The following is a 12,011-nucleotide window of genomic DNA, read 5'->3' as shown; positions in this document are numbered from 1 at the left end:
GCCATCGTCGCCCGGAAGGGGTCGGTCGTGATCGGTGCCGTGCAGATCCTCGCCATCGGCTACAGGCAGGACGACCTGCCCCAGGAGATCGGGCAGCAGATCAACCTGCTCCGATCCAGTGACGCCGTCCGGCTGCTCGACGTCTACGCCATCAGCAGGGCCAGGGACCGCACCATCACCGAACATGCGATCGACGGGGTCAGCGACTGGGACGGAGAACTCATCCGGAGGATGTTGCGAACGGCCGGCGCTAGCCGGGTTCTCAACTCCTACACGACGGATTCCTCCGGCTTCCTCGTGCAGGGAACCCCCATCCCGGATCCCAAGGTCAGCCTCCCGCCGGGCAGCAATCTGGTCCTTCTGCTCATCGAGCACCTGTGGGCGCTCCCGTTGGAAGACGCGATGAGACATGGCTCCGCCTATCCGCTGGCGGGCGGCTGGGCGGGCCGGGAGGTCCTCGAGGACGCCGGCCTCACCATGAAGGACACCGCTCGCTGAACGGCTCCCCGTTTTTGTGCAGGAGACTTCAGCTCGTGGTCGTCTCGTACCGCGGTCGACCCGTGGTGCGGTAGGTCTGGATCGTCATACCCCGCGGGGTGGACCGCAGGTCGACCAGTTCCAGTCCCACGTCCGGGCCAGCGGTGGGGAAGAGCCGCGTGCCCTGGCCGACGATCACGGGATAGGTGAGCAGGACGATCTCGTCGACCAGCCGGCGGTGGAGCAGCCAGCGGACCAGGGTGCCACTGCCCCACACCTGCAGTTCACCGTCCGGCTCGGCGCGCAGCTCACCGATGGCGGCCGCCACGTCGCCGGACAGGACTGTCGTGTTCGCCCATCGCGGGTCGGTGAGCGTGGTCGAGGCGACATACTTGGGTCGCGCGTTCAACGCCTCTCCCACGGGGTTTCCGGGATCCATGCCCGCTCCCCAGGAGGCGGCGAAGATCTCGTAGGTCCGCCGGCCGAAGAGGAACGCGTCCGCGCGCTGGAACGCGTGGCCGATGAACGCCGACGCCTCGTCGTCGAGGAGCGGCGGGGCCCACCCGAAGCGCGTGAATCCGCCGGCGCCCTCCCCGCTCGGCCCGCCGCGCTCGCGATGCGTCCCCGCATCGATCCGTCGATGTCCCTGCGTCACCCCGTCGAGGGAGACGTTCGTGACGGTCGTCAGTTTCATCGTCACCGCTCCTGTAGCGCTCGGGTCCTGGGCCAGCATGAGGCACGGCGGCGATCACCGCCGGTACGCCACAGCCCGGGAACCGGTGCCCCTCCAGAACCGGTCGGCGTCGGCATCGGCGGCATCCGCGACTGCCCCCGGAGGATCTCCGGGGGCAGTCGGTGGTGTTCGCAGGTCACCACTCTGCCCGGCGGCCGGTCAGAGGGTGACGACGGCGTCCTCGGCGAAGGTGAACAGGCCGGCGTCGAACGTGATGGTTTTGAGCTTCGTGCCCTTCGGCACGTCGAAGTAGACGTTCGCCTTCACCGAGTTGCCCGGGTTGATCTCATCGAGGAAGCCCTTGGCGTCGTCGTTGCCGTAGATGGCGGCTTCCCCGTCGACGTCGTACTCCCGGCCGGAGGCGTCCTGCGCCGTGATGGTGCCGTCGGCGTGGAACAGGTGGGCGCTCTTGGTGACGTTCTTGACGGTCACGCTGACTCGACAGAAGGTGCCCTGTGCCTTGTGGTTGAAGTAGCTGCTGCCGACCTGGGTGATGCCGCACTTCACGCCGTTGACGGTGAACTCGAAGTCGCCACCGCGGACCTTGTCGCCGACGCCGAAGGTCTTCGGCTTCGCCGGCGCCGGGGCAGCGGTGGTCTTCGCCGGTGTCGGCGCCGCCGAGCTCGTTGTCGGGGCTGCAGCCGCCGCGCTCGGGGCCGCCGCGCTTGGTGCGGAGGTGCTGGGATCGGCGGCGGGGATCTCCTTGCTGGCGGAGACACCATCGTTCTTCTTGTCCTCGCTGACCAGGCCGAGCACCAGAGGTCCGCCGCAGCACAGCAGCACGAACACGCCGACACCGATGAGGGTCGGAAGCACCCAGGCGGGACGCTTCTTGGCGTTGGGAGGCGGCGGGTACTGCCCGGGAGGCGGCGGGGGATACTGCCCGCTTGCCGGCGGTGGGTACTGGCCGGGTGCCGGCGGCGGGTACTGGCCGCCCGGAACCTGCGGGAACTGGGCAGTCGGCGGCACCGACTGCTGGCCGGGCTGGTTCTGGGCAGGATCGTAGGGGGTCGTCATCGGTGTGGAGGTCTCCCAGCTCTGGTGTCGCGCTGCCCCGTACTGAGCGCAGTGCCATCGACGCTCTCACGAGCTTCCCGCAGACGCCCTCCACCGGCGGTGTTGACACAAGCGACGGTTGCCTCGGGAAACAGTCGATCGACTGACCCGCTGTCCGACGATAAGTCACCCGTCGGTCACTCTCTGGCCATGGTGCTTCGGGTGCGGAGGCTCCGCGTCAGGGTCGGGATCATCACCGCCGCAGGGACGAGGTGCAGCCCGAGGAGGGCCGTGGCGGTGGCGGTGTTCGCCCCCGAGATGAGGGGCGGGACCAGCGAGATCGCGGTCAGCGTCACTGCCGTCCACAGGAACCGGTCGGCGGGGCGCCCGCTCCAACGGAAGAGGGCGACGGCGATGACGACGCCCACGACCGAGAAGAAGCCGGTCACCACGGCGAACCCGGGCAACGGGATCGCCTGCCCGCCGTCGGGGATCTCGAAGTCGACACCCATGGCCTGGGCGAGCGCGGCGGCGAGGGTGGTGGCCACCATCGCCGCGAGCGTGGCGAGCACGCCGATGCCGGCGAGCCCGCGGAGGCGGTGACTGGTCGGGACCGATGTCAGACCTGCGACGTCCCCGGTGTCATCCACGCTGTTCATGTCGTTCCTCCGTCAATCGGTAGCTGGGGGTCCTGGGGGTGACGATGCGCACCTTCGCTGTGCGGCGGTCGGGGTTCCGCAGGGCCCGGACGCCGGTGCCGCGGAGCCAGAACCCGGCGTCGCGTCCGAGGACCGGCCCGGGTTCGCCGTCCCGCAGCTCCAGCTGCACCCGTCCCCGGGTGACGACGCCGAACGCGTCGGACCACTGCGCGGCGACCACCGCGACCCGCTCGCCGCCGCGCAGCGCGAGCGTCCACACCGGCACTACTCGGTGCCGTCCGCCGGCAGGCGCTCCGGCAGCCCGATGCGCGGGAACTGGTCGTCGTGGAACGTGATGATCTCGGTGATCGTCCCGCCGCTGATCCGCAGGACGTCGATGGTCAGCGGCAGGTACGCGCCCTCCTGCTTGCGCCACAGGTAGAAGGCGACGGCGGGCTGCCGGTTCACCGAGGTCTGGACGGCGCGCAGGCGCCCCAGGTCCTCGAAGCCGTCGTTGACCCAGTCGTTCACCACGGCGTCGCGGCCGACGCGCAGGCCCGGCGTGGGCGGCATCGAGCAGCGGACGTCGTCGCGCAGCAGTGCGGCGAGCCCGTCGATGTCCGTGGCCACGCTGGCGTCGGTGTAGCGACGTACCAGCTCACGCGTCCCGGCGTCCCCCTCGCCGCCGGTCCAGTCCTGCCGCTCGGCGGGCAGGTGCTCCCGCATGCCGGCACGGGCCCGTTGCAGCGCGCTGTTCACGGAGTTGACGGAGACCCCGAGGAGTTCCGCGACGTCCTTCGCCGGCCAGCCGAGCACGTCCCGCAGGATGAGCACGGCCCGCGGGCGCGGCGCGAGGTGCTGGACCGCGACGAGGTACGCCAGCTCGATCGTCTCCCGCGCGACGGCGACGGTCTCCGGCTCGTCCGCGTCGCCCGCGGGCAGCTCGTCGAGGAGCCGGTCCGGGTAGGGCTGCAGCCACCGCACCTCGCCGCCGGTCGCGGGCTCCGGGCGGCACTTGGCGAGCAGGTCGAGGCAGGCGTTGGTGGCGATCCGGTACAACCAGGCCCGGAACGTCGACCGTCCCTCGAAGGTCTCCCGCCGCCGCCAGGCACGCAGGAAGGTCTCCTGCACGGTGTCCTCGGCGTCCTCGAACGACCCGAGCATCCGGTAGCAGTGCACGTGCAGCTCCCGCCGGTGCCGCTCCGCCAGCCCCGAGAACGCCGCCTCGTCGACCTCGCCCAGACCGCTCACGCCCAGCTCCTCCAGCCGCGTGTCCGCGTTCATCACGTCATCCTTCCGCCTCGTCGTGGCCTGTCGTAGGTATGACGGGTACGGGCGCGACAACTCATCACCAGGGCCGTGCCGGAGTCGGCGGCAGGCTTTGACCTCGGCTTGAGCATCTGCGCGTGGCGCGGCGCTGGTGACCGACACCGGGCTCAACCATGAGGGGCACGGTGGCCCCGGCTTCGTCCCGGCGGCTCGCCGGAACAGGTCAGCTCGCCACACAGCGGACGCGACGTCCCGCGCGCCCCGGACGGAGGGCGCCAGCCAGGCAGCAGGTTCTAGGATCCTCGCATGCAGGAGGGCCGGTGGACGACGATCACCCCGTCGCAGTTCACGCACGAGCGGGAGGCGCTGGCGCACGTCCAGGCGTTGCTGCCGGACAGGGAGCCGTACCGCGCCTGGTCGAACTTCACCTTCACGGCACAGACCGGTCACCCGTACGAGGTGGACCTCCTGGTGGCAGGCCCGGGCGGGCTCTACCTCATCGAGATCAAGAGCCTGACGGGGCGGCTGGTCTCCAGCGGCTCCAACTGGATCCTCTCCAACCCGAGCGGCACGCGAACCTTCGACAACCCGCTGCATCTGGCGGACGCCAAGGCCAAGAGGCTGAAGTCCCTGCTCCAGATCGCCGCCGACCAGCGGAAGGGACAGAAGGTCAAAATCCCGTTCGTCCAGGCGGCGGTGTTCCTGTCCAAGCCGGGCCTGCACGTCGCGCTCTCCGAGCACCACCTGCACGGCGTCTACGGGCCTGAACCGGCCTCCGGGCACCAGCCCGGCCCGCTACCCACCATCCGCTCGCTGCTGGAGCGCCCTCCGCTGGATGAGCGCCACCGCGTCACGAAGGAGCTGTCCGCGGCCCTGCCCGACCTGCTGCACACCGTCGGTATCGCGCGCAGCCGGAAGCACTACCAGGTCGGCTCGTGGGAGTTGGAGCCGCGACCGTTCGACCTCGGCCCCACCTGGCAGGACCACCACGCCCGCCACCGCGACCTCGAACGCGAGCACCGGCGCATCCGCATCTACCTCGTCGAGCGCAACGCAGTGCAGGCCGAACGAGCGAGCATCGAGCGCGCCGCAAAGCGCGAGATGATGGTGCTGCACGGCATCAACCACCCCGGCATCGTCCGGGTCGACTCGATGGAGTCGCACGAGGCCGGACCCGCGCTGATCTTCCGCCACGATCCCCGCGCGATGCGGCTCGACCACTACATGGCCCAGTACGGCGACAGGCTCGACCCCCTGAGCCGCCTCGCGATGATCCGCCAGCTCGCGGAAGCCGTCGCGTACGCCCACGGGCGTCACCTGCATCACCGCGCCCTCTCCGCCCGCAGCGTCCTCGTCACGCCCGGGCCCAGGCGGCGTGGCGGCAGCGAGGAGGAGGCGTGGCTGGTCCCGCAGTTGCAGATCAGCGACTGGCAGACCGCCACCCGCGCGGCCGATTCGGCGGGCGGCAGCAGCGGTGACCCGGTCACGCTCTCGTCCCACGCGGCGGCGCACATCGAGCTCTCCGCCGAGGCGTACCTCGCGCCGGAGCTGACCGCGCCCCGCCCGGACCCGGTGGCGATGGACGTCTTCGGGCTGGGCGCACTGGCGTACCTGATCCTCACCGGCCAGCCGCCGGCGGCGAAGCGCCAGGAGTTGCTGTCGCGGATCGCCCGCGACAACGGCCTGCGGCCCTCGTCGGCGGCCGACGGCATCACCGAGTTCGCCGACGAGATGGTCCAGGCCGCGACGGCCCCGGTGCCGACGCAGCGCCTCACCACCGTCAGCGAGTTCGTCGAGATGCTCGAAGAGGTCGAGAACGAACTCACCGCTCCGCCGCCGGCCTCCGTGCATCCCGAGGAGCCGGAACCGGAGGAGAGCGACCCGCTCGAAGCCCGCGGCGGCGACCTGGTCGGCGAATGGAGAATCAAGAAGCGGCTGGGCACCGGCTCGACCTGCCGGGCCTTCCTCGCCCACAACGAGCGCACCGGCAAGGACGAGGTGCTCAAGGTCGGCCTCTCCGACGAGAAGGGCGCCCGGCTGGCCCATGAGGCGCGGGTGCTCCGGCCGCTCACCGATTCGCGCGTGATCCGGCTCGCCCGGCCCGAACCGCTGCAGATCGCCAACCGTACGGTGATCGTCCTCGAGCACGCCGGCGAGCTGACCCTGGCCCGCAAGCTGCGCGACGACGGCCGGCTCACGGTCGATGAGCTGGAGACCTACAGCGACTACCTGTTCGGCGCGCTGGACTACCTGGAGGGCGAGGGCGTCTACCACCGCGACATCAAGCCGGACAACATCGCCATCCGGGTACGCCCGAACCGCACCCGCCAGCTCGTTCTCTTCGACTTCTCCCTGGCCGGGGTCTCCGTCAAGGAACTCACCGCCGGCACCCCGCGTTATCTCGACCCGTTCCTCGGCACCGCCAGCCGCCAGGTCTACGACAAGCACGCTGAGTGGTACGCCCTCGCCGTCACCCTGCACGAGATGGCGTCCGGTGAACTGCCGATCTGGGGTGACGGCGGCACGGAACCGCAGCTCACCGACGGCCCGCCCGTGCTGGCCGTCGAGGCGTTCGACCCGGCGATCCGCGACGGCCTGGTGGAGTTCTTCCACCAGGCGCTGCACCGCGACCACCGCCGCCGGTTCGCCGCACTGAAGGACATGCGCGACGCCTGGCAGCAGGTGTTCCGCCGCTCCGACGCCAGCGCGCCGGTCGGCACCGACCATCCGGAGATCGAGGCGGACGAGCCGGACGAGCAGGCCGCCGCGAAGGCGCGTGAGGAGGCGGCGGCCAAGGCCACCCGCGCCACGGCCCTGGAGGCCGCCGGGCTCACCCCGCGCGCGGTCTCCGCCGCCCACCGGCTCGACGCCACCACCGTCGGCGAGTTGCTCACCGTCGCCAACAAGCTCGCCCACCTGCCCGGCCTCGGCGCCAAGACACGGCAGGAGCTGCAGCGCCGGGTCAAGGAGTGGCGCACCCGGCTGGGGGAGCGCGAGACCATTCCCACCTCGGCCGCCGCCCGCAAAGAGGCCACCGCCGAGGTGGCCACCGAGACCACCGCCGTCGGCGGCGACACCGATCTGGTACGCGTCGGCCTCGACGCCATCGCCACGCTCCTCATCCCGTCGAGTCGCAACCCGAAGGACGTGGAAGGGACACGGCTGCTGCTGCACCTGCCCGACTCCTCCGGCGCGCTACCGGACCTGCCGCTGTGGCCGCAGCACCCGCTCGTCGCCAAGCGCCTGGACGTCACGCCGGCGCGCATCGCGCAGATCCTCGGCAAACAACGCAAGCGCTGGCACGGCCTGCCCGTGGTCCGCAGCGTGCGTACCCAGATCATCGAGCTGCTGCGCGACGGCGGGCGGGTGATGGGCGTCGCCGAGCTGGCCGCGGCGCTGCTCGTCAGCCGCGGGTCGGTGCGCACCGGGGACGAGCTGCGGCTCGCCGTGGCGGTCGCCGCCGTCCGCGCCGCCGTCGAGATCGACGCGCTGGAGGAGGAGCCCCGGCTGCTGCTGCGCCGGCACGCCCGCGGCGACATCGACGGGAAGCCGCACCCGCGCGGCGACCGCCTGCTCGTGGCCCTCGAGGCGGGGGAGGACGACGCCCCCGACACCCCGGCCGCGCCGGCGCTGCTCGACTACGCCGACGCGCTCGGCAAGGCCGCCGACAAGCTCGCGGCCAGCGAGGTGCTGCCCAGCGCGGCGACCGTGCTGCGTACCCTCGCGGCGGTGACCGCGCCCGGCGGCGCGGCCGACGTCATCGACGAGCGGCGTCGGGTGCTGCTCGCCGCGGCCGCCTCCGAACGGGCCGCGGCGACCGCGCGGTTGGAGCTGTACCCGCGTGACCTCGACCCGGTACGCGCCCTGCGGCTCGCGCAGGCCGGCGTGGTACCCCCGGCGACGACCCCCGAGGGGCGGCGCGGGCTGACCCCGGAGCAGGTCGTCCAGCGGGTGGAGGCGCGGTTCCCGGAGCTGGCGCCGCTGCCGTCGCGCCCGAAGCTGGACCGACTGCTCGCCGAGGCCGGCTTCGATCTGCGCTGGGACCGCGACCGGTATGTGCCGCCACCCCGCAACGCCTCGTCGTCGATGTCGATCATCCAGCGCCGCCCGTCGGCGACGAGCGCGCCGAGCCGGTGGGCGGCCGAGTCGCCGGAGCTGGCGGCGGCGATGCGGGCCGAGGAGCGGCTGACCGGCGCCAGGTCCGCGGGCGGGTTCCGGGCGCTGACGGTACGCCTCAACCGGTACGTGCCGGCGCGGGAAGAGCTGGTCCGGCGCTTCGACGCCCGGCCGGTCAACGTGGCGGCGGTGTTCCTGCGGGAGCTGCGTGGCCTGGTCGACGCCCGCCCGAAGCCCACGTGGGAGACGGTGCTGGGTGCGGACATCGCCGAGCCGGGCTCGCGGGGCGCCATCAAGCTGGGCGAGTACGTCGAGCAGGCGTGGGACCTCGCCGTTCCGGCGCTGCGGGCGGCGCTGTCGCCCGGTGAAGGACCGGTGCTGCTGCACGACGCGGCGGTGCTGGCGCGGTACCGGGCGATGGAGCGGCTCTACGAGCTGGCCGACGCGGCACGCGGCGGCGCGGGGGACGTGTGGTTGCTCTGCCCGACCGAGGACCCGGGGATGCTGCCCAAGCTGGACGGTGCCGTGGTGCGGGTGGGCGACAACGAGTGGATCGCCCTGCCCGACGCCTGGGTCGTCAACGCCCACCGCAGCGCCGTGGCCGCGTCCTGACCCCGTGGATCAATCAGCTGAGCCCGGAGGAACGACCCAGGCGGTTGGCTGGCCGGTGATCGCCGTGATCATGTCGAAGTCGCCGTCATAGTGCAGCACCGTGGCGTCGTGGCGTTCGGCGGTGGCGGCGATCAGGAGGTCTGCCATCGACAGGGCTCGGTGGTTGCCCTTGTGGAGCGCCTGGACCTGGACGTCGATCGCCCGGTCCCAGATCTCGTCCGGCATGGCCAGCCAGCGGAAGCCGCCCAGCAGCCAACGGGCGCGCTGCGCCTCCTTGGCCGTACGGGCGCTGTGGATCACCTCGATCTCGACCACGCCGCACACCGCCAGTAGCCCCCGGTCGGACAACTCATCGAGCACGGGTGCGACGGCGGGCTTGGGCCACCGGGCGAGCGCCGACTTGTCGAGGAGGTAGAGCTCTCGGCTCACGCCGCGTCCGGCTTGGCCGTGCCCGTTCCACCGGTCAGGTCCGGAAGACCGCCGGTCTTGAGCCAGTCGGCGAACTCGCGCCGCTTCTCCCGGTTGACCACGGCCTCGAGAGCCGCGTTGACCGTCGCCTTCTTCGTCGTGGTGCCGAGGATCTTCGCGGCTTCCGCGAGCAGGTCGTCGTCTACGTCCAGGATCGTTCGCGACACCGTGCGACCTCCTTCTGTTGGCAGCCGATCAGCGCCGATGATATCAGGGAAGCTTGTTCTTGATATCACCCTCGGGCCACGCCTGGTCCGCCTCGACGAGGCCCACGGCGAGGCACCGGCATCTTGTGTGGTTTGACGGCTCCGATCGGTGATGCAGGAAGCGGACGAGTGGGTCCGGGCCAGCGGACTCTTTCCAGGCCAGGTTGCTCGGGCTCATCATGTTTGGCATGCAGCGCTTCGCCGATGATGACGCCGGATACCTGAGCTGGCTCTCCCGCAACCCAGACGGATATGTCGTGAACGCCAATCGCAACCCCAGCCCCGGCTACCTGATCTTGCATCGGGCCACATGTAGGACGATCGCGGAAGGTCCGGCGAACGGTGGTAGATGGACGATGGACTACATCAAGGTCTGTGGCAACCGTGCCGAACTTGAGCGCTGGGCACAGAACGTGGTCGGCGGCCCGCTGAAGCCCTGCGTGCACTGCGAATAGTGCCCCGAGCCGTGCAAGCTGACGTTTGACCGCCTCTGGGTTGTGGCCTGCAAGCCAGGTGAACGCCGGTCGGCTCCTGCCGAATCGGCACGCGGTCGTACGGGGGCCGTACTCTCCGCTCGAAGCCGCGAGGCGTATGGCGAATGGAGGCAGAGGTGACGCAGCAGCGTGGGTACTGGCGGGAAGGCGGCGAGCGGATCAGTGCTCGGGAAGCATGGGATATCTGGGCACGCCACGCCTACGGCATTCTGGTCGATGTCGCCCAGACGTACCACTCGACGATCACCTACGGCGAGCTCCGCGACCGACTCTTCGCTGCCTCCGGCATCCGGACCTCGGCTCTGCTTCAGAATTGGATCGGAGAGGTGCTCAACCGAGTGATCCACGAGTCGCGCCGCCGTGGTGACCCGCCGCTGTCGGCGCTCGTCGTCCGGACGGAGGACGGGATGGTGGGCGGGGGGTACGACGAGGTGCTTCGGGTCACTGGCGAGCCACCAGCGGAAGACGAGATGGCGCGGGAGGAGCATGCTGCCGGCTCCCGACTGGCCTGCTACCACCACTTCGGGGCATCGTTACCGCCAGATGGAGGGGTGCCAGCGCTGGCACCGAAGCTGCAGGCAGCCGTCAATCGCCGTCGCGCTCAGACCCCGCCGCCCCGCCGGCCGGTCTGCCCCACCTGCTTCGTCCAGCTTCCCGTGAGCGGCACGTGTGACTCCTGTTGACCCTTGTGCTCCGCCTTCTTGAGGTCTACGAGCCGCTCACCGCGCTTATGGGCGGCCGGCGTAGCTCGCCATAGCAGATCCGGCGGCGTGATGGGGGCTGTGCACAGCGGGGGCGGGTGTCCACAGGTGGGGCGCTCGTGGTTGCCGATCCACTGGCGGGCGGACACGGTCGTCGGCGTGAATCCTGTGCTGACGGAGCTGGTCGAGCGACGCGGCGGACTGGTGACTCGGACGGCGGCCGTCCAGGTGGTGCCGGAGTGGACCCTGGAGCGGGCGTGTCGCGGCGGGACGCTGGTGCGCGTCCTGCCCGAGGTGTACGTGGCGGCGCACCTGCTGGGTCAACGGTCCGTGACCGCCCCGCTCGTCGGTCGACTCGACCCGGCCCTCGGCAACCGCGCGGTCCTCGCCTGGGCCGACGGGCGCGCTGCGCTCAGTCACCTCAGCGCGCTCGCCGTGTGGGGACTGCACCGGCAGGCGGCCGGCGACCTGCTGCACCTGAGCGTGCCGGCCGGCGTCGGCCTCCGCAGCCGGCCCGGAGTGGCGGTGCACCGACGGCGGACCTTCCTGCTGCAGCCGCCGTACGTCGTGCGCCGGCAGGGCATGGCGGTGACCCGACTCGAACGGGCCCTCGTCGACTCGTGGCCGCTGCTGCCGCCCGGTGAGCGGCGGGCACCCGTGATCCGGGCCGTCAACAACCGGCTTTCCACGCCGCAGCGTCTGATGTCCGCGCTGGAGGCGGCGCCGAAGCTCGCGGATCGGGGCGTGTTCCGGACGCTGCTGACCCAGCTCGCCGAGGGCTGCCGCAGCCCGCTCGAGATCTGGGGGCACGAGCGGGTCTTCACCGGCCCGGGAATGCCGCTGTTCCGACGACAGGTTCCCGTCCGGATCGGCACGCGCAACGTCTACCTCGACCTCTACGCCGAGATCGAGCGCGTCAACATCGAACTCGACGGCGCCACGACCCACGGCGACCCGCGTCAACGCGAGGTCGACCTGCGCCGGGACGCGCAGCTCGCCGCTCTCGGCATCCTCGTCGTTCGCTTCACCCACCGCCGACTGACCCGCGAGCCGGAGGCCGTACGCCGGGAGACGCTCGCCATCCTCGCCCGTCGGCGGGCACCCTCCTCCTGATCGGTGGCCGGTGTACCGCGCTCTTCTGCTGTTCGGTGGCCGGTGTGCCGTGCCCTCCCTTGGTTGCGTCCACGGAAGTGGTGTACGACTTGCCCGTGATGGGCGTGTTGGGTAGATAGGAGACGGCCACCGCGCGATCCTTCGAGACGGCTAAGCCCAGTGAAGGAGAGTGATGCGCGATGGCCGCA

General features: G+C 71.2%; 12 protein-coding genes. 5 read left to right on the top strand and 7 right to left on the bottom strand.

The window, feature by feature from the left end; all coding sequences use genetic code 11:
* Window positions 1-27: 27 nt before the first annotated feature.
* A complete protein-coding gene (locus D7I43_RS00055; RefSeq protein WP_147427214.1) occupies window positions 28-498 on the top strand; it encodes a hypothetical protein in 471 nt (156 codons plus the stop codon).
* A gap of 28 nt (window positions 499-526) precedes the next feature.
* Here the strand turns inward: D7I43_RS00055 and D7I43_RS00050 are convergent, their stop codons facing one another.
* From D7I43_RS00050 to D7I43_RS00035, 5 genes are all read right to left on the bottom strand, one after another.
* A complete protein-coding gene (locus D7I43_RS00050; protein WP_120326667.1) occupies window positions 527-1,171 on the bottom strand; it encodes a dihydrofolate reductase family protein in 645 nt (214 codons plus the stop codon).
* Window positions 1,172-1,369: 198 nt separating this feature from the next.
* The gene (locus D7I43_RS00045; protein WP_120326260.1) at window positions 1,370-2,227 is read right to left on the bottom strand and encodes a DUF4352 domain-containing protein; all 858 of its coding nucleotides are present in this window, start codon (window positions 2,225-2,227) and stop codon (window positions 1,370-1,372) included.
* Window positions 2,228-2,403: 176 nt separating this feature from the next.
* Window positions 2,404-2,865: a DUF6069 family protein gene (locus tag D7I43_RS32960; RefSeq protein WP_192902031.1), complete on the bottom strand. Its 462-nt coding sequence runs from the start codon at window positions 2,863-2,865 to the stop codon at window positions 2,404-2,406.
* A complete protein-coding gene (locus D7I43_RS32955; protein ID WP_192902030.1) occupies window positions 2,849-3,124 on the bottom strand; it encodes a hypothetical protein in 276 nt (91 codons plus the stop codon). Before D7I43_RS32955 ends, D7I43_RS32960 begins: the two co-directional genes overlap by 17 nt.
* Before the next feature lie 5 nt (window positions 3,125-3,129).
* A complete protein-coding gene (locus D7I43_RS00035; protein WP_120326259.1) occupies window positions 3,130-4,128 on the bottom strand; it encodes an RNA polymerase subunit sigma-70 in 999 nt (332 codons plus the stop codon).
* A 291-nt stretch (window positions 4,129-4,419) separates the two neighbouring features.
* On the opposite strand from D7I43_RS00035, the gene pglW reads away from it, so the two are divergent.
* Complete coding sequence (gene pglW / locus D7I43_RS00030) at window positions 4,420-8,841, top strand: BREX system serine/threonine kinase PglW (RefSeq protein WP_120326258.1); 4,422 nt, start codon at window positions 4,420-4,422, stop codon at window positions 8,839-8,841.
* A gap of 9 nt (window positions 8,842-8,850) precedes the next feature.
* Here the strand turns inward: pglW and D7I43_RS00025 are convergent, their stop codons facing one another.
* Window positions 8,851-9,270: a PIN domain nuclease gene (locus D7I43_RS00025; protein WP_120326257.1), complete on the bottom strand. Its 420-nt coding sequence runs from the start codon at window positions 9,268-9,270 to the stop codon at window positions 8,851-8,853.
* Window positions 9,267-9,476: a type II toxin-antitoxin system VapB family antitoxin gene (locus D7I43_RS00020; protein WP_120326256.1), complete on the bottom strand. Its 210-nt coding sequence runs from the start codon at window positions 9,474-9,476 to the stop codon at window positions 9,267-9,269. The genes D7I43_RS00025 and D7I43_RS00020 overlap by 4 nt, the downstream gene beginning before the upstream one ends.
* A gap of 227 nt (window positions 9,477-9,703) precedes the next feature.
* Here D7I43_RS00020 and D7I43_RS00015 point away from each other — a divergent pair, with 227 nt between their 5' ends.
* From D7I43_RS00015 to D7I43_RS00005, 3 genes are all read left to right on the top strand, one after another.
* Window positions 9,704-9,970 carry a hypothetical protein gene (locus D7I43_RS00015; protein ID WP_120326666.1) on the top strand — a complete coding sequence of 89 codons (267 nt, stop codon included), beginning with the start codon at window positions 9,704-9,706 and terminating at the stop codon, window positions 9,968-9,970.
* Window positions 9,971-10,125: 155 nt separating this feature from the next.
* Complete coding sequence (locus D7I43_RS00010; RefSeq protein WP_204985108.1) at window positions 10,126-10,692, top strand: hypothetical protein; 567 nt, start codon at window positions 10,126-10,128, stop codon at window positions 10,690-10,692.
* 177 nt (window positions 10,693-10,869) lie between these two features.
* Complete coding sequence (locus D7I43_RS00005; protein ID WP_120326664.1) at window positions 10,870-11,823, top strand: endonuclease domain-containing protein; 954 nt, start codon at window positions 10,870-10,872, stop codon at window positions 11,821-11,823.
* The last annotated feature ends 188 nt before the right edge of the window (window positions 11,824-12,011 follow it).

The sequence above is a fragment of the Micromonospora globbae genome (assembly GCF_003610785.1).
Taxonomy (GTDB): Bacteria; Actinomycetota; Actinomycetes; order Mycobacteriales; family Micromonosporaceae; genus Micromonospora; species Micromonospora globbae.
Note: the sequence above shows the minus strand (reverse complement) of the source record. Positions and strands in the feature narration are given on the sequence as shown.

What these genes read in the sequence shown, in the direction of transcription:
- D7I43_RS00015 (WP_120326666.1), top strand. Translation starts at nt 9,704, where the DNA reads ATGCAGCGCTTCGCCGATGATGACGCCGGATACCTGAGCTGGCTCTCC.
- D7I43_RS00035 (WP_120326259.1), bottom strand. Translation starts at nt 4,128, where the DNA reads ATGAACGCGGACACGCGGCTGGAGGAGCTGGGCGTGAGCGGTCTGGGC.
- D7I43_RS00045 (WP_120326260.1), bottom strand. Translation starts at nt 2,227, where the DNA reads ATGACGACCCCCTACGATCCTGCCCAGAACCAGCCCGGCCAGCAGTCG.
- D7I43_RS32960 (WP_192902031.1), bottom strand. Translation starts at nt 2,865, where the DNA reads ATGAACAGCGTGGATGACACCGGGGACGTCGCAGGTCTGACATCGGTC.
- pglW (WP_120326258.1), top strand. Translation starts at nt 4,420, where the DNA reads ATGCAGGAGGGCCGGTGGACGACGATCACCCCGTCGCAGTTCACGCAC.
- D7I43_RS00050 (WP_120326667.1), bottom strand. Translation starts at nt 1,171, where the DNA reads ATGAAACTGACGACCGTCACGAACGTCTCCCTCGACGGGGTGACGCAG.